This window comes from Methanospirillum hungatei JF-1 (assembly GCF_000013445.1).
Classification (GTDB): domain Archaea; phylum Halobacteriota; class Methanomicrobia; order Methanomicrobiales; family Methanospirillaceae; genus Methanospirillum; species Methanospirillum hungatei.
On the sequence record NC_007796.1, the window covers coordinates 2,090,730 to 2,108,793 of the forward strand.

Sequence of the window (18,064 nt, forward strand, 5' to 3'; positions counted from 1 at the left end):
TAGAACCGCGGCGTCTGCAGAAGTTTCAATCCCTATCGGGTTTTCTTTTCCATTGTGACAGTAGCAACACCGGCATACGAAGCGGGGTTACTCAGTTTCAATCCCTATCGGGTTTTCTTTTCCATTGTGACACGTAGATCTCATGAGCAACATTGTGGCTGAACTGGTTTCAATCCCTATCGGGTTTTCTTTTCCATTGTGACCCATTTGGGTCTGTGTATCGAACTGCACATACCACCGTTTCAATCCCTATCGGGTTTTCTTTTCCATTGTGACACGGGTCAGACCCTTCAATGTTCAGCGACTCTGAAAAGTTTCAATCCCTATCGGGTTTTCTTTTCCATTGTGACCCGGTTCCCCGACATCGAAAGCGTCCCGGAGAGGAGTTTCAATCCCTATCGGGTTTTCTTTTCCATTGTGACCTGAATACCAAGCTAGACAAACTTTTGGCACACTTTGGTTTCAATCCCTATCGGGTTTTCTTTTCCATTGTGACCATTTACCCATTCAGTACCAGTCCAAACATAACAATGTTTCAATCCCTATCGGGTTTTCTTTTCCATTGTGACTGATCAGGGGAGTATGTGCAATGCTCAGTTACGAAGGTTTCAATCCCTATCGGGTTTTCTTTTCCATTGTGACACACATTTTCCTGCCGCCCACGTTACACATATCTGTGTTTCAATCCCTATCGGGTTTTCTTTTCCATTGTGACACACCAGTCGTAACCGCTTCTGCTGCTGTTGCTGAGTTTCAATCCCTATCGGGTTTTCTTTTCCATTGTGACTCACATCGTATCCTGCCTTGAAATCAAGATATGCGGTTTCAATCCCTATCGGGTTTTCTTTTCCATTGTGACCAGACTATAATCAGCCGTCATTACCAGTCTCTCAAAGTTTCAATCCCTATCGGGTTTTCTTTTCCATTGTGACTTGTCTCCGGTCTTCAGGCATACCACCCGGTCATAGTTTCAATCCCTATCGGGTTTTCTTTTCCATTGTGACTAATATATTAGACATTAATCCAAGTGGTAAATATTAGTTTCAATCCCTATCGGGTTTTCTTTTCCATTGTGACAGGTCACCCGGTTTGACGATGAGAGAGATTCAAGCCCGTTTCAATCCCTATCGGGTTTTCTTTTCCATTGTGACTGTACGAGTTGTAATGCCGGGTAATGTGCCGGCGTAGTTTCAATCCCTATCGGGTTTTCTTTTCCATTGTGACCGGAATCCATCGGAGTTCCCGCACCTTCAAGAGAGTTTCAATCCCTATCGGGTTTTCTTTTAGGAGTTACGCAGTTAACTTTTATAATAGAAAGATCTATATATGTTGACAGCACCAATAATATACGTGCCAGTAACGAAACAGCCATCCGATGTTGATTATATCAATTACCTCATCGCAGCTCGATGTGACGTTTCTTGTGTAAAAGTTGCAGATTGTTATTCAACGGCTGATTTTTCGATATCACATGATACTTACAACCGATTTCTATCAAGACAGTCTCTAACTCCTGAGGCGTTGTGGAAAGAAGTTGAGCCTTATGTTGAACGAAAAAGCGGCTGGTTGGTTGTTGATGATACAATTCTCGATAAAATTCATTCAAAAAAAATTGAGGGCACTTATTATCAATGGAGTGGCAAGCATCACAAGGTCGTTAAAGGAATCGGACTAATAACACTGATTTGGACCGATGGAATCGTCTCATTTCCAATTGATTATCGAATTTATGATAAAAAAGTTGATGACAAAACCAAAAATGATCATCTCCAGGATATGGTCAATACAGCCTTCAAGAGAGGTTTTAATCCTGCATTTATCATGTTTGATAGTTGGTATTCTGGAATTGAGAATCTAAAATTTATTAATCGCCTTGGATGGTTTTTTTTTCACACGAGTTAAAAAGAATCGAGCAGTAAATCCTGACGGCCAAGGTAATGTCCAAGTTTCCGATTTGAAAATTCCTGAAGAAGGATTGGAAGTACATTTGAAAAAATTTGGATTTATTCGTCTTTTTCACTCGGTAAACAGAAAAGGTGAAAGTAGATATTGGTTCTCTAATTTTATTCCGATGAATAATGAAGATAGACTCAATTTGCAGTCAATTTGCTGGACAATCGAGAATTATCATCGGGCAATTAAGGAACTTTGCGGCGTCGAAAAATGTCAGGCTAGGAAAGCAATTATTCAAAGGAATCATATTAACTGCTCTCTAAGGGCATATTTACGACTTGAGATAAACCATTTGTTGAATGGTGTCACCCCATATAATGCTCAATGGCAAATCACAAAAGTAGGGATTTCAGAGTACCTTCAGAGACCAAAATATGCGCTATAAAATTTTTGGAGGCTCTTCTGCGTAACTCCTATCTTTTCCATTGTGACTTCCTGTAATCATTGGAGGGATACTGGGATTGCTCCTGTTTCAATCCCTATCGGGTTTTCTTTTCCATTGTGACTAACCTTAACACGGCAAACAGTAAGCAAGTAGGATTGTTTCAATCCCTATCGGGTTTTCTTTTCCATTGTGACCGGGAAACTGGGGTTTATCGGGCAGATTTTGAGATTAGTTTCAATCCCTATCGGGTTTTCTTTTCCATTGTGACCTTCCTACCTGTAAGGGGGGGAGTATCCATAATGTCGTTTCAATCCCTATCGGGTTTTCTTTTCCATTGTGACAAACCGTATGGCCGCAGTCATTATGATCCAATGGGTTTCAATCCCTATCGGGTTTTCTTTTCCATTGTGACTTTCCTGCGCTGAGGATGTCATTGAGATGATGATGGGTTTCAATCCCTATCGGGTTTTCTTTTCCATTGTGACTTCATCGCCGCGTTTTATAGCATTCCCTGCAGGAGTTTCAATCCCTATCGGGTTTTCTTTTCCATTGTGACCTGAGTTTCCAGCCCCGTTTGAGTATCATGAGAGCAGTTTCAATCCCTATCGGGTTTTCTTTTCCATTGTGACGCTCCCTCTCCCTCATCAGCTCATCAGATGACACTATGTTTCAATCCCTATCGGGTTTTCTTTTCCATTGTGACCGTGAGCCGTGGTCTGACTTCTGACGCCTTCCTGAGTTTCAATCCCTATCGGGTTTTCTTTTCCATTGTGACCATCGACTTCTTCCCGCGGTTCTTCCGGCTGACTGTGTTTCAATCCCTATCGGGTTTTCTTTTCCATTGTGACCACATCAATCACAGCCGATGATATGCGTAAGGCATTAGTTTCAATCCCTATCGGGTTTTCTTTTCCATTGTGACCCTGATTCTACGGGCCTTTTCAAGTGCAGTTTCCATGTTTCAATCCCTATCGGGTTTTCTTTTCCATTGTGACCCTCATGGATCGGTTGACTGAAAACTCAGTAGCCATGTTTCAATCCCTATCGGGTTTTCTTTTCCATTGTGACCCTGCCATTATATCTCTCTATAAATGATTCGCACGTCGTTTCAATCCCTATCGGGTTTTCTTTTCCATTGTGACCTATGGTGATGTTTTCGTTATGTCATCCGGGTATTTGTTTCAATCCCTATCGGGTTTTCTTTTCCATTGTGACCGGGTCATGTCCCGCCGGTTGTCTGCTATCCGATAGTTTCAATCCCTATCGGGTTTTCTTTTCCATTGTGACATGTAACATCTCACTGGTATGACCATCTATCCAATGTTTCAATCCCTATCGGGTTTTCTTTTCCATTGTGACACTCGCTGAATGGATCGGTGAGTCTGTTGATGCAATGTTTCAATCCCTATCGGGTTTTCTTTTCCATTGTGACCGCAGCGGCCAGCAAAGTTCATTCGACCACCCGCCTAGTTTCAATCCCTATCGGGTTTTCTTTTCCATTGTGACATCCGGATATCATAGATTTCATCAAAGCGAAATCGTTTCAATCCCTATCGGGTTTTCTTTTCCATTGTGACCTCTGGTTTAGCATACCTCCTGTGAGGGCTATACGTGTTTCAATCCCTATCGGGTTTTCTTTTCCATTGTGACCCAGGAGAGTACTGCATACAGTCTAGTCCTACATTGGTTTCAATCCCTATCGGGTTTTCTTTTCCATTGTGACACATAAATACGGGGCAAAAATACACGGGTTAGGATTGTTTCAATCCCTATCGGGTTTTCTTTTCCATTGTGACCTTTTTGAGATAGACTTCGCTGAGGAGTTCAAACCATAGTTTCAATCCCTATCGGGTTTTCTTTTCCATTGTGACCTTTTGCATATACGCGTAATATAATTACACACACATAGTTTCAATCCCTATCGGGTTTTCTTTTCCATTGTGACCGCGACATTCGGCACGAACCCACGGGGCGACGGACTGTTTCAATCCCTATCGGGTTTTCTTTTCCATTGTGACGGTAGACATACCCCTGGCCGTCCCAGACATATTCGTTTCAATCCCTATCGGGTTTTCTTTTCCATTGTGACCATCAAGAATCAACTTCTTAACCAGATGATGTGAATGTTTCAATCCCTATCGGGTTTTCTTTTCCATTGTGACCCGTGCCCTTGCGGCTACCATTTTCTTTCTTGCAATGTTTCAATCCCTATCGGGTTTTCTTTTCCATTGTGACTTTGTAATCTCCTGTCTGGACTTCCTCGTAACCAATGTTTCAATCCCTATCGGGTTTTCTTTTCCATTGTGACCATTTCTCAACTGGGTATTCTTCAGCCGTATGTGAGTTTCAATCCCTATCGGGTTTTCTTTTCCATTGTGACTCGACTCAATGAAAAAGAAGACTTTCATGAGTGAGTTTCAATCCCTATCGGGTTTTCTTTTCCATTGTGACCCGCGTAAAAATAGCAGGAGGCATGTAATGACAGAGTTTCAATCCCTATCGGGTTTTCTTTTCCATTGTGACCAGGATATCAAAGAATATGAAATGTTGGAATATAGGGTTTCAATCCCTATCGGGTTTTCTTTTCCATTGTGACATAGGATCTATCCAACCAAACTCTGATATAGATTTGTTTCAATCCCTATCGGGTTTTCTTTTCCATTGTGACGAGACTGCCCAGAGATCTCATAGAACGCCTGGTCAGCGTTTCAATCCCTATCGGGTTTTCTTTTCCATTGTGACTCACAAATGACACCGCTCTCGCAGTCAATGCAACGAAGTTTCAATCCCTATCGGGTTTTCTTTTCCATTGTGACGTGCCAAATGTCGGATTACCATCCGCGGATAGTTGAGTTTCAATCCCTATCGGGTTTTCTTTTCCATTGTGACACGAGTAAAGGCCGCTATTGAGATGGGGCAGGACTCAAGTTTCAATCCCTATCGGGTTTTCTTTTCCATTGTGACCTCACTCGTCCCTGTGTGTTCCTATGGTTATATTAGTTTCAATCCCTATCGGGTTTTCTTTTCCATTGTGACCTCAATGAGTGCATCTATTGCCTCCTGGTTGATCGGGTTTCAATCCCTATCGGGTTTTCTTTTCCATTGTGACAAGGGACTATGCAATCCTTCATGATCTCACACTAATGTTTCAATCCCTATCGGGTTTTCTTTTCCATTGTGACTGGAGTTGTGGGAACTCCTGAAAATTCATCGTCATAGTTTCAATCCCTATCGGGTTTTCTTTTCCATTGTGACTTCAAAAACACCTGATTCAATGAGATGATTGATTTGTTTCAATCCCTATCGGGTTTTCTTTTCCATTGTGACGATACCGCTTCAGTCATCAGCACACCCCCAAAATAGTTTCAATCCCTATCGGGTTTTCTTTTCCATTGTGACTGGAGTTAGTTTAGGAGCCATAAACCGGCACCGGGGTTTCAATCCCTATCGGGTTTTCTTTTCCATTGTGACGGAGTGATGAATGATTGAAAAAGAGTGTAAGCCATTGTTTCAATCCCTATCGGGTTTTCTTTTCCATTGTGACGTGATAAAAGGATTAGAAAAATCTTCACCAGAAGGGTTTCAATCCCTATCGGGTTTTCTTTTCCATTGTGACCCGAATATGAAAGAGATAGAGAATTGCCTAATGGGTTTCAATCCCTATCGGGTTTTCTTTTCCATTGTGACATAATTACCCACGCGCACCAAAATAAGATAATATTAGTTTCAATCCCTATCGGGTTTTCTTTTCCATTGTGACCCAGCTTGAGCTCATAACGAGTAGTCCTGAACAGGTTTCAATCCCTATCGGGTTTTCTTTTCCATTGTGACAATTTTTTACCAGGATTTTGGTGGGATTTGATCCACGTTTCAATCCCTATCGGGTTTTCTTTTCCATTGTGACGCAGTTTTGACTTTTCCACTCTCGACGGTACGTCAGTTTCAATCCCTATCGGGTTTTCTTTTCCATTGTGACTGTAATGCTTGTCTCTACACTGAATAGCGAACCCGTGTTTCAATCCCTATCGGGTTTTCTTTTCCATTGTGACTGAGGCAATTTTCTAAAGGGGGGATTACAATAACAGTTTCAATCCCTATCGGGTTTTCTTTTCCATTGTGACCTGACCTCGTTGATGGTGAGAGTCCGGTATTTGGGTTTCAATCCCTATCGGGTTTTCTTTTCCATTGTGACCAGGTATCACAGGGAGTTCCATTCTTATCAACGAGGTGTTTCAATCCCTATCGGGTTTTCTTTTCCATTGTGACATGGCATCATCAACCGGAATGGGTCAGTCGGATCAGTTTCAATCCCTATCGGGTTTTCTTTTCCATTGTGACGACGATGAGGGAGATGATTCAGGAGGAGATTCAGAAAGTTTCAATCCCTATCGGGTTTTCTTTTCCATTGTGACGCGATCATTACCTGGAATAATCAGATTGTTGATGGTGTTTCAATCCCTATCGGGTTTTCTTTTCCATTGTGACCTGTAGTTGTCGGATCTTCGTAGTTCATGCGTTCTGTTTCAATCCCTATCGGGTTTTCTTTTCCATTGTGACGGCAGTTACTGACGGACTTTCGACGGTGCAGAAAAAGTTTCAATCCCTATCGGGTTTTCTTTTCCATTGTGACAGAATTGGAGATCATCATGGTAAACAGCAACATTGGTTTCAATCCCTATCGGGTTTTCTTTTCCATTGTGACAGTTCCGTTCGACGTCCTCAAGGGCTTTTTCGAATGTTTCAATCCCTATCGGGTTTTCTTTTCCATTGTGACGAGGCCAACCTCCGAACCGTTGATCGAAACATCCCTGTTTCAATCCCTATCGGGTTTTCTTTTCCATTGTGACCGCCACAATATTTGTCTGTTTTTATCTTATAATTGATTATCGTTCTGGAAAAAACAAGAGATGATCATGGATCATTATCATCCCATCACCTTATATCCTGTCATGAAAAGAAACAGATTATATTACAACCTGCATTTTATCAGGAGATACTTCTCCTAACTCTGTAATCTTTCCCTGACATCGTTCACATAAATCATATATCCTGACTCTGTCAGTATCTTCAATAAGATCGGCAATACTATGAAAAAGCTCAACCTTGTGGACCGGATTTATCTCAAGCTCAAACACACTATACTGTTTCCATGCTCCATACCTCTCTAAAAGGCGAAATAACTTATTTCTAATCTTATCCTTCCTGATATCATAGGTAATAACCAACCGAACCATGCAATCACCTGGCATAAATAAACGGGTAATACCCTTTCAGCTCACCACAAATTGCTTTTCGGAAAATAATTGCCTGAATTTGAATAGCCTTCTTTCTTGAGACAGAATACTTAAAACGAGGATGCTTTAATGACTCCTCCATGAAATCATGATAAAACCCCAGATATTTCTTAAAAGCCGTATCATTCAGACGCGACCCTTGGGTAAAGTCATCCTTTGTAATCATCCGTTTATTAATCAGCCGTGCAACAAACGCATCGCAAAAAACCGGTCTGAACTCTTCAAGAAGATCAAGTGCTAATGCTGGCTTTCCATGCCGGTCAACATGCATAACCCCTATAAAAGGATCAAGATTGTACTGACGAAGAGCACTGATAACCTCAGTATTCACCATCGTATACGTAAGAGAGAGCAGAGCATTCAGTTCATCACGGGGAGGCCTTCTTGTCCGTTTATCAGATCTCCACTCATCGGGAAGGCTCGAAGAGAGCATCGGAAAATAGATACTTGCAGCCTCTCCTTCAATCCCCCGAAGAGAATCAACAGAAACCGCATGGAGGGATCTGTCCCGTAATTCTTTCAGCAAAGAAGGAACTTCAACCCTCTTCCTTGCAAGAAAAACACATGAATTCTGTAATTTGGCATGAATAATCTCACGACAGATAGCAAGAGACTTCTCTTTTGTAATCCCTGCCTGATGTCTCCTCACGAGAGCAATGGTATTCCTGGAAGGGACAAATGAACCGAAATACTTGCCAAAATTGGTAAAATAATTGATCACAACTTCTTTGTCAGAACAGTGCTTAAGAAGAGGAGTAGATACACTGGCAGAACCAAAAACATTCATTGTGCACACTTTTTCCAAAGGAAATGAGGCCACAATCTCTCCATCAGAATCCTTAACCTGAATCCTTCCTCCATCCAGAGATATCTTCCCATAGGGGGTAGTTATATAAATTGTATCATCTTCCAAAAGCCCTTCAGGAGGTTTGGGTTCTCGTTTTGATTCAGAAGCATTCTCTATATGGACCTCATTCTCAATATTCATCTTCCCCTCCTTCAAGAACATGAGATTCATACGGCAGACAATAGAGTTGTACACTACATTTAGTACATTTTTTCGGATTATCAATAAACCCAGGGATTGAATCAGGGGTCATTGACCTGATATCCTCAATGACACTGATAGTCTTCTGTTTTATTGAATCAGTCAGAGCAATCTCGGCCCTCCGGTTCGTACCAAATAAATACAAAATCCCGGTATCAACAGGTTTCCCAAGATACTCCTCAAGAAGCAGCCCATATGCACATAACTGGATAACATCATTCTCAAAATACCTGTCCCCGCGCTTTCGTTCAATAGGTTTCATCCCATCAGACTCATCGATGAGATCAATTTTACCATGCAATCCAAGACGCTCAGAACTGAGATAGAGTTCAAATACATAACCGCCCCTCCTCCCCTGTCTCTGATGCTTTCTCCTCCCATCAACAAGAAATTCATTAACTCCTTGTGTCTGGTAAAATTGTAGGTAAAAAAGCCTTCTCGGGCAGTATAAAAATTGATTGATATCAGACACATTGATCATGTCATCAATCCACCGGGTCTTAAGTACCATGCATCCTCCTTCCAGGAATCAATCAAACCTGGCATTTACAATCTTTGCACGTGCATACGAGACTCGTTCTGCATCTTTGTAATTCACAACTTTATATTCAAATATCTCACCAGGACCCAGATTTGAGACATAATCTGAGGACGTAGCAATAACCGGTCCATTCTCACTTTCATAGAATGATACCTGAACTGACGCATAGGCCAGATTAGCTTTAGCTGTATTCTGAATTGTTCCCCGTGCAACATTATGTTTGACATAATCACCTTCATCACGAAGAGAATCCATTTTCAGAATGAGGAAGTCGTCAGGATTCAAAGTCGGCGTTGGGGTGGGCACTGCTTTGGATGAGAGATGCAAAGACCTGAGCTCAGGAATAGTCTTGGAACTGCCTAATACTGTCTCATACGTTCGAAGACCAATCACTTCTCCATACATATCAACAAGATCAGACTCCCTCACCCGACCTTGAGAACCGTCATAATTTACCCAGTAAACACCATCGGTATACTGTCCAAATAATGTTGGAATGGTTGCCACTCGAAGAATATACCTCCCACTATCAGACTGTGCCTGTATAACCTGGCCTGTGATATGAATAACCTTACCCTGATACTGCTCTATACCCCGAAAGACAGAATCATATCCAGGATTGATAGCAACAGATTGAATCTCCTGTAATGACATCCCATCATACCTGTTTCCTGTCGGTACATCAGTACATCCACACATGGCTATAGCTACAAAGAGAATAAAAACCCAGATTAAACCAATATCTTTTCTCATTTCAATCACCATAAGCTGAAGCTTTTTCAACTATTTCCTGGCTATTAAAAGCCTGGATGAAGTTTTAATCAATTCCTAATGGGTTTTCTAAAAATTACAGAATTAAAGGAAGATCTCTCTCATAAGAAAGACTCTCCGCTACAGCACAATCTGCTATGAATGCATCCTGACCAATAGCAAGACTTCCACCTTTATATGAGATTAAAGAGGTATAATCGCCCAACTCATAGTATTTTCTAGATTGATACGCTGATAGATCAAGATACCGGCAGAAGACACCTTTTACCATGAGTTCCCGCTCAATAAGCGAAAGACCAGGAATCGGTCTCTTGTCATCATCCTTTACCACAGGAAACAGACCCCGCTCCTTGCACGGGATACGTCTCTTTTCAGGAAGACAGATCTGTTCTATAACCCTCCCTTCCAGCTTCACCGAACGGGGCTTTGTACGCATACCCGTGACATAGGCAAATCCAATGGTCCCGGTCTCATAATTCTTAATTGAGGACCGGAGATCTTCAGGCACTTTTTTCACAAACGCCTCACATCTGAGAAATTCAATCTCGGTCCACCGGAGCAGAAAGAAGAGATCATACCGCTGAATCTTTCCGGAGGGCTCATAATAGATCACAACCGAAAAGCCACCTCCTCGAAACGGGCTAAGTTCGGCCATAATATCCAGAACTGAATCCTTTGCCTTATCAAGAGGAATGAGAAACGGGGAGATGGAGCGAGGATCCAGAGAAATATCAGAAAAATAATGCTGGTACATCCGATTGGCAGATTCAACCAGGTATTCTTCACGGGTTTTCGTAGTCATACCGCCGGTTTTAGAGAGAAAACCCTTCTTCTCCCGACACTGAATAATATCTGAAGCCAGGTAACCATAGGCCCGGTGACAGATATACTCCCATGCCTCCAAAAATCCCCATCTCCACCGAAAACTCGTGTAGACCCGTGAATCCCGCATCGTCCGTTCCAGTCCATCCTTGAGTTGACTCCTCGAAATCGATTCATATTGAGAGAAATATGAACAGACAGACTCTGGAGCAAAGCAGATAGCCCGATACAAAATTTCAGGGTCAGGGTTTCGAAGTCTTCCAAACCGCTGAAGAAATTCGCTCACAGAGAAGGCAGAGAAGATAAGGTGCTGAATTGAATAATCACCCTTAAAATCAATTCCTACTTCTACCGCTTTATTTCCTACGAGGATATCAAATGGTTCATCCATTGAGTCCTTTCTAAACCCGCTCTGCTCACAGACCCGGTAGGATGTATTGGCCCGTAAAAACTCACTAACAACAGCAACCTCAATAGCACTGTCAAAGATAATTGCAGTGCGGACACCGGATAAGAATGGTTCAAATTCAAAGAAGCGGGAGATAAAAATCTCCCCTGATGAGAACTTCTTAGCCGGTATAAAGGACATCTCAACCGGAGGAAGAATTAGCCGTTGATCAACCTCCTTCTCATCACAGAATTCATCTGCAATGATAATATCCCCTCCAATCACGTCCCTGATCTTCTCAATCAATCCCTTGGAGGGAGTAGCGGAGAGAAAGATAAATTTCCGAATAGAGCAATGTTTTGATGAGATCAGATCGTCAAAGAGGAAGAGCAGGAAATCAGTCTGTTTCAGATCATAGAGATGAAATTCATCAAAAATTACAGAACTGACGCATGTCCTGACTGCACTTTCAACATAGGGATCAATGAATACATTCTTTAATGCAAGGACAAAGATATCCGGATTCGTAACAATAATACCCCCTCCCTGAGTTGACATCTTCTGAAGAATGTGCGTGATCACCTCACCTTTCGATACTCTGACCGGATATTCATCCCGTAAGGTCGTTAACCGTTCAGCATCCAAAAACTCAACCTGCCGAGAAGGAGCGAGGGTATCGCGTAAAGATGAAATTGTCCGGTACTGATCCAGAGCAAGAGCATTTGTCGGATATAATGCAAAAAAAACACCAGTATCTTCTCCGGTGAGTGCCGGAACAAACCACGATTCCGTCTTTCCTGCACCGGTTGGAGCCGTAATAAATAGAAAGAACTCGTCTCTCTCTTTCATGACCGCTCGAGTAGTAACCTGATGACCATACGGAAGAAATGGTTCCCGAAGTGGCTCTGCATCATACCTTGGAATGGACAACCCTTCAATTATCATGATCGAATCCTTTGTAAAAACCGGATTGAAGCAGGAAAAACAACATCTTCCTTCTTCTCTTTTCCCCCTCTCTGTATCTGAATGTATTCTCCCTCAAAACTACCCCGTTCAATAACATCAAATGGCTGCATTCGTTTAAACGAAATATCACGGGATGGAATCTGGGTCAGATCATCAACCAATACCGGGTGATTCAGTATAAATGACCCTTTTTTTCTCGTGACAGGGCATTCTGACCAGGTAACGGAGGCCTTACTTCGTTTCTTACCAAGTCGGATATAGACAGGAAGATCAGGTTCATTCCCATCAAAGGAGAGGACAAAGAAGACAAATTTACCACCAGGAAGGATCTGTTTACGCACTCCATATTTCCCGGTTGGAGAATTCATCTGCTTTTCATAAGTGTTGTATTGAATATACTCATCACTTCTGGCATTGGTGATCTCACTCGCAAATCTGATGCTTTTTACGGGTTTTGCGGGAGAGACATACAGTTTTGAGTAAAAAGACGCCGTATCTTCAACATAGGTCGGATTTTGTTTAGCAGAACCTTTCTTTACCGGAACATTCACATATCTGCCACTACAGTACCCGAGAGCATAATAAAGAGCAGTATTCAGTATAAGGGGTCTGGTTGTATAGTTATTCCCCGGTTCAAGAGAGGCGAAGAAGAGTTCGCTCATCATCTCGAGAACACCTTCAAACGCTCTGACTGAAGACTGGTTGTTCATACGCTACTCCAGACCCATTATTGATCTGCCAGGAAATCAGATATTTTTTCAATCTGAGTGATCAGAATTTCTTTTATGACTGCATCATCCTTCATTGCGTCAAGAAGAGCAGTCACCTCTGACTCTCCAAGGTCAATCCCAGATATCCTATGAGTCTTCAATAAATGTTGATACACTTCTAGAGCATTCTTTTTCACATCATGAAGGGGCAGACTGTCAAGTTCCAAGACCCTCTTCAAAGATTCAGAATCAGGCAGACGTACTTCATCACCTCCGGCAAGCCGTAATGCGACACCCCGAGAAATTTCAAGACTTGAAGGGCCTTCCCGATTTGAGGCAAATACCCCTAAAATGTGATTTCTCGTCTTACCAAACCGTGTCCCGGTCGCACCATACCGGGTATTTCTGTCGGTAATGTTGAGAAAGAACAAGACCTCTTCACAAGTTACATCACGTAATGTGACAACACAGGGAAATAACGTTCCTTCCTTGAAGAAATCAGGTTCACGGATCCCTGATGTCGCTTTCTTCGCATAATCATCTCCCGGAGCGTTCTGAAAGTACTCTTCAACTACAGAATTAATACCTCGAATGGTATAGGCTTCATCATACATGACTCGAGATGTGACACTCATATCACCTTCTGATGCAGCACTACCAAATAATGCACATTCAGGGCATTTCTGACACATCTTCGTCACTTCCATCGAGCACCCACTCCAACCACCTTTCTTGTAGAAGGAGTTCATCTTTTCAGCGATTAGATCCCTTTGTAATGCTTTTGCTATCCGCCTGTCACTGGCAACCTGTTTTCTACCAAAGAGTTTCCCAACGGTCACTTCTTCATCTCCAATCCGAATGATAGATGAGTTTGCTTCAGTTCCATCGGTCGTGAAACGTGCAGCACTCTGCAGCTCACGAAGAATAAGAATGCTGACATAATTCTGTTTTGGTTTTCTCTCCGGCTTTTCGAGAGTATAGGGTTTAATACTCGCATAAAATGACTGAATTACTTTATCTGCCATAATTAGTTCTCCTGTTCTGATGACAAATCTTGTTCTGATTCGAATGCCTCTTTTCTTGATTCGAAATACTCTTCCCTCAGCTGTAGTGTGGCTGAATAGAATCCATCAGCGAGATCATTTGCAGCACGCTTTAATTTTCCAGGATCGCCTGAAGCTACCTGATAGAAGATATGATCCACAAAATACTCTGCAAATGATACAATCAGACTGAAGTCGTATAGGCCCGGAGTCCTTGAGAACTGATCATCTCCAGCCCGCTTTATCATTTTTAATAGTCTCCCACTTACTGCATCCACATAATCCTCGCGAGGATACTGAGATCCTCTCTTTCCAAGAATTGCTTTAACAGATTCGCGAAATAGCTTCTCCACTTTATGGGGGTCATAATTCCTTGGAATCGCTACACTAAGCCCAAGACGGGCAAGTTCGTGAATTGATGCTACTGCCATAGGGTTTTCTCCAAACGTGTCAAGTTTAACTGCCTGGAAAATAAAGCCAGGATACTCTGATCTGATAATCTCTCCATCCACTTTTCGCCAACCTCTGGCGCTATTAACAAAACCACCCATACCACCTTTCTTTTTATCCTGCTCATATACCCGCCTGATCTGTTTCAATAACGTACTCCCTGGAAACGGATGATTTCGGAATGTCTGCAAAAATCGGACAAAAGCTGCATCATCCATTCGAATCTCATATCCCATAGAAATGATCAGGGATGCTGTCATGAGAGTCTTTTTTAGATCTGATAATCTGATTCTATCTGAAAAAATTCTTTTAACTGCTACATGAGGGGCCTCCAACAGAACAAACTCTGAGAACTCATCGCCACTAGTCATACATATCGGGTTTTCCCCGGCAACAACCCTACAGCCGGTAACATACGCCAGAATTAATGCAAGATACGACCCAAAAAACCAATACTCTCCATCTCCGTTCCTTTTTTTATTAAAAACGAAATCGAACGTGGAATTCTGATAAAAAAAGCCCAGACCTGCATATTGACAGATGTTTTTCCTACCGGTTTCAGCAATTAAAAGCTCAATTATTGAATCCTCGGAAGGTACATCCTCCCTCAAAAATTCTCGGGCTAAATCAAGTACTCTCGTTCCGGAATCGCCATCAAAATAATTTGCAAACTGACTGAAGATACTGGCTGTTGTATGACTGAAATGATAATCTGGGATAAGTCTGAAGTATATTTTATCAGAGCCTTTCCTAATTCCATGACCGATGGATCGAAGTCCCAGTTCAATCTGGACAGGAACTGATACATACAGACTCGGCTCACTTGAACCGATGGGAACACGGTTTGAGAAGGTATATTTTAGCATACTGACATCTTTTGATGTCGTCTTCCGTTCTTTATCATAAGGTGTATCATTGGTCAGACGACAGATGCCAGTCCCATCACAATACGCCTTAAACTTATTCGTTTTATTCTCGAACGAGCCATAGAGCATAGATCCATTGATACTCAGGTTCTCACAGAGCCATACCAGAAGTTTTTCTTTATATGGATACAGGATAGCAGACTCAAATTTCTCAAGGTTCTCTGAAGAAATAGTAGAAAGATACTCGTCAACCAGGGTATTCAGATAAGAAATTTTCTCCTGTATTGAAGCAATTTGTGAGAACGCTATGCCGTTAACCTCCCGGTCAAGAATATCACGTGCAATAGCATACGAATAATTCCAAAAACCACCAACCGAATGGTGATCCTGACCCCTGTTCTCGGATGCGTAGGTGACCATCTTTTGAGTAAGGTCATCATTGGTCTGAAACATCCTGCAGGCCTCAAGAAGGGGATCATCGGTCGGGAGAGAACCGGCTTTGATAAGCTCTGTTATCACATCTTTTCTTATTCCTGATACTGCTCGTGCAAGAGGGATGATTGACTCATCCCAGCCGGTGTCAACACCAAAATCGGAAAGGATGTGAGAACGATATCCTACCATACTTGGCATGAGCCCGATTCCAGTAATGGTAATCAGCCCAAAAATCTCTTCTTCTCCAACAAAGACAGAATCCGGCACGAGAGTATACTTCTTTGCTTTTCTCTCTTCACCATGGCAGATAATCCTGACATCTGATACAGGGATGACATTCCCGTCAACTGATATACTTTTGATGAAGTGAGCTGGGACATCAATCACTTCAGCAGGAGGATACTGCATCTCAAGATCTGATTTATTGAGAGTCAGAGAAGGAGTAGAAGTATCTATCTCAAAATTTCCGGAATTATCCTTTTCACTAGTCATCACTGCAGCAGCGAGAAATGCTTTTATGACGGTGTGAATACCTGAATAAAAGAAAAAAGACTCTTCAACTGAAAAAAGACCTTTTGAACCTTGTACCTGGATATATTTCTGAAGCTTCTCCGGTCTTGACAGCGATTCATGAGAGGACTGGATCTTTTTCTTAAGTTCCTGATAGATCTCTTCAATTTGACTTGCTTGAGTAAATTCAAAACGGCTATTCTTATCCCCCAGATAAATTACTCCCTTTTCAAAAAACAACAGGGGGAAGAGGGCATATTGTTTGGCCCATTCCAATACTGCAGCATGAACAACGTTAGATAACAGCCCAATTGATTCAGAGAATGTATGATAAAAAAAGGTCTTTTTCGCATCTATAAAGGCGATATGCTTCTTCATCCCCTCTGTGACAACTGGCATTTCAAGACTTGCAAAAATATCCGCAAGCAAAACCCAGTTTTTATAAGTAATAAAGGTGTGTGACAGATCACCATGAAATCCCTGCGTCGGGTGTGTTGCAACAGCAACGGAGAGAAAATCGTTTGGCGTAAGTGCTGGAGCAAAAATATCAGCCTGAATGGCATGGGCAAAACTCATCACCTCATCTTCATTCAGATCAAACTGGTCTCTCCAGTCTTTTCCGATCGTCTTATGAAGATCATGAATGGAAAAGAGGGCGATTACCTCCCGCAACTTAGAGACAGGGAGATAATGTGCAGAACCACTTTGAAGAAGCGTTTTGTTCAGTTCAATGAGTGCCTGAATTCCATTCCGGACATGATTTATCATTGGCTGGTCGGTCTTGCCGAATTCAACACTCTTTGCCGGCATATAAGCATATTTTGAGGTTCGAAGCGGATGGTCGATCGTCTGAAAATATTCATGCAGGAGTAGATCATAGTCCTCCTGCATATTTCCATGATCGTCGTGCCCTTCCCCAAACAACATGTCATGGGTAAATACCGATGTAATTTTTTTAGTTCTCATAGGATTCCTCTACTACAGATACGATTACCTGGCCACATCCCCGTGATACACTTGATCCAACACCACAATATTCTGCAAAATAGGCAAGAATAAGAGAGGCATTCCGAATTGCTGCGGGAGCATCACTGGTGAAACTATAGTGGCATGTTCCGGTAAATCCTTGTTTAAAAATGGGACGGTGATGCTGTTTTTTTGTATCATATATGGTATTCGTTAAGACAGAGTGAGTCCTGTATGTCTGGGGATGAGGAGATTCCAGCAGATATCTCCCAAAGTCATCGCGATTTAGCGAGAGACGCAATTCTTCAGGACAAACCTGATTATATTTTGAAAGGATGGAAAAAAATACAGCAATACGATTTGGAAACATCTCGGTGACACGGCTGTTCCGATACTGAATACAGGTTGGAGTAATAAAGTCCATCTTTACTGCAGGTCTTTGGCACTCTTTAACCTTTTGAATTATATCCTGAAATGATTGATATTGTGTTTCAACCGAACAAATACATAATTCTCCTTCATGAAGGGAAAGTTCCTTCCTGTCAAGTAAAAAAGGGGTGATGATGTGAGTAAAGAGATCTTCATCCTCTGGATCCGTAACCCCGATCCTCCAGTGATATACCTCTCCTTCTAATATTCTCTTATGTCCTTTATGGAATGATTTCTCAAACTTTCCCATCAATCCGGTGGTTGAAAGTGACGGGAGAGGTGAGTTATGAATTTTCAAACTGGTACTTGGGTTTTTCTCATTAATAAATGAGAGGAGAGCAGAATATAACTGGTATCCATCACTGAGTGGGATATCGAAAGAAGTTTTTGGGGAAACTGTTAGATGGATAAGATGCATAAGATATAATCAGAGTACCTTATCATAAAATTATCTTTACGTGTAGAGATTTTTTATCTCAAAATATTG

Annotated in this window: 9 protein-coding genes, 1 pseudogene and 2 CRISPR repeat arrays (1 of these 12 running past the window's edge); of the genes and pseudogenes, 1 reads left to right on the top strand and 9 read right to left on the bottom strand. The window is 42.0% G+C overall.

Annotated features, from left to right (window positions below):
- Positions 1-1,295: direct repeats of the CRISPR family, unit length 37 nt; unit sequence GTTTCAATCCCTATCGGGTTTTCTTTTCCATTGTGAC; it begins 1,866 nt to the left of the window's first position.
- Between the two features lie 55 nt (positions 1,296-1,350).
- Positions 1,351-2,338: pseudogene (locus MHUN_RS09670) on the top strand (transposase).
- Positions 2,339-2,348: 10 nt separating this feature from the next.
- A CRISPR array of direct repeats spans positions 2,349-7,185; the repeat unit is 37 nt; unit sequence GTTTCAATCCCTATCGGGTTTTCTTTTCCATTGTGAC.
- 117 nt (positions 7,186-7,302) lie between these two features.
- Here MHUN_RS09670 and cas2 read toward each other — a convergent pair.
- The 9 genes from cas2 to cas6 all read right to left on the bottom strand — a co-directional run bounded on the left by cas2 (position 7,303) and on the right by cas6 (position 17,995).
- Positions 7,303-7,572 carry a CRISPR-associated endonuclease Cas2 gene (gene cas2, locus MHUN_RS09675; RefSeq protein ID WP_011448838.1) on the bottom strand — a complete coding sequence of 90 codons (270 nt, stop codon included), beginning with the start codon at positions 7,570-7,572 and terminating at the stop codon, positions 7,303-7,305.
- 4 nt (positions 7,573-7,576) lie between these two features.
- Positions 7,577-8,620: a type I-D CRISPR-associated endonuclease Cas1d gene (gene cas1d, locus MHUN_RS09680; protein WP_011448839.1), complete on the bottom strand. Its 1,044-nt coding sequence runs from the start codon at positions 8,618-8,620 to the stop codon at positions 7,577-7,579.
- A complete protein-coding gene (gene cas4, locus MHUN_RS09685) occupies positions 8,610-9,191 on the bottom strand; it encodes a CRISPR-associated protein Cas4 (protein WP_011448840.1) in 582 nt (193 codons plus the stop codon). Before cas4 ends, cas1d begins: the two co-directional genes overlap by 11 nt.
- An 18-nt stretch (positions 9,192-9,209) precedes the next feature.
- Positions 9,210-9,974, bottom strand: a complete 765-nt coding sequence (locus MHUN_RS09690) for an FxLYD domain-containing protein (RefSeq protein WP_011448841.1) — start codon at positions 9,972-9,974, stop codon at positions 9,210-9,212.
- Positions 9,975-10,068: 94 nt separating this feature from the next.
- Positions 10,069-12,147 (bottom strand): type I-D CRISPR-associated helicase Cas3', encoded by a 2,079-nt coding sequence (cas3, locus tag MHUN_RS09695; protein WP_011448842.1) that lies wholly within the window; start codon positions 12,145-12,147, stop codon positions 10,069-10,071.
- Positions 12,144-12,878: a type I-D CRISPR-associated protein Cas5/Csc1 gene (cas5d, locus tag MHUN_RS09700; protein WP_011448843.1), complete on the bottom strand. Its 735-nt coding sequence runs from the start codon at positions 12,876-12,878 to the stop codon at positions 12,144-12,146. The genes cas3 and cas5d overlap by 4 nt, the downstream gene beginning before the upstream one ends.
- Before the next feature lie 17 nt (positions 12,879-12,895).
- Positions 12,896-13,903: a type I-D CRISPR-associated protein Cas7/Csc2 gene (cas7d, locus tag MHUN_RS09705; protein WP_011448844.1), complete on the bottom strand. Its 1,008-nt coding sequence runs from the start codon at positions 13,901-13,903 to the stop codon at positions 12,896-12,898.
- Positions 13,904-13,905: 2 nt separating this feature from the next.
- A complete protein-coding gene (gene cas10d, locus MHUN_RS09710) occupies positions 13,906-17,148 on the bottom strand; it encodes a type I-D CRISPR-associated protein Cas10d/Csc3 (protein ID WP_011448845.1) in 3,243 nt (1,080 codons plus the stop codon).
- Positions 17,138-17,995, bottom strand: a complete 858-nt coding sequence (gene cas6 / locus MHUN_RS09715; RefSeq protein ID WP_011448846.1) for a CRISPR system precrRNA processing endoribonuclease RAMP protein Cas6 — start codon at positions 17,993-17,995, stop codon at positions 17,138-17,140. The genes cas10d and cas6 overlap by 11 nt, the downstream gene beginning before the upstream one ends.
- Positions 17,996-18,064: the final 69 nt, after the last annotated feature.

Bases quoted from the DNA above. Each gene is read 5' to 3' on its own strand.
- cas10d (WP_011448845.1), bottom strand. From the start codon at position 17,148: ATGAGAACTAAAAAAATTACATCGGTATTTACCCATGACATGTTGTTT.
- cas1d (WP_011448839.1), bottom strand. From the start codon at position 8,620: ATGAATATTGAGAATGAGGTCCATATAGAGAATGCTTCTGAATCAAAA.
- cas7d (WP_011448844.1), bottom strand. From the start codon at position 13,903: ATGGCAGATAAAGTAATTCAGTCATTTTATGCGAGTATTAAACCCTAT.
- cas3 (WP_011448842.1), bottom strand. From the start codon at position 12,147: ATGATAATTGAAGGGTTGTCCATTCCAAGGTATGATGCAGAGCCACTT.
- cas2 (WP_011448838.1), bottom strand. From the start codon at position 7,572: ATGGTTCGGTTGGTTATTACCTATGATATCAGGAAGGATAAGATTAGA.
- cas5d (WP_011448843.1), bottom strand. From the start codon at position 12,878: ATGAACAACCAGTCTTCAGTCAGAGCGTTTGAAGGTGTTCTCGAGATG.
- MHUN_RS09690 (WP_011448841.1), bottom strand. From the start codon at position 9,974: ATGAGAAAAGATATTGGTTTAATCTGGGTTTTTATTCTCTTTGTAGCT.
- cas4 (WP_011448840.1), bottom strand. From the start codon at position 9,191: ATGGTACTTAAGACCCGGTGGATTGATGACATGATCAATGTGTCTGAT.
- cas6 (WP_011448846.1), bottom strand. From the start codon at position 17,995: ATGCATCTTATCCATCTAACAGTTTCCCCAAAAACTTCTTTCGATATC.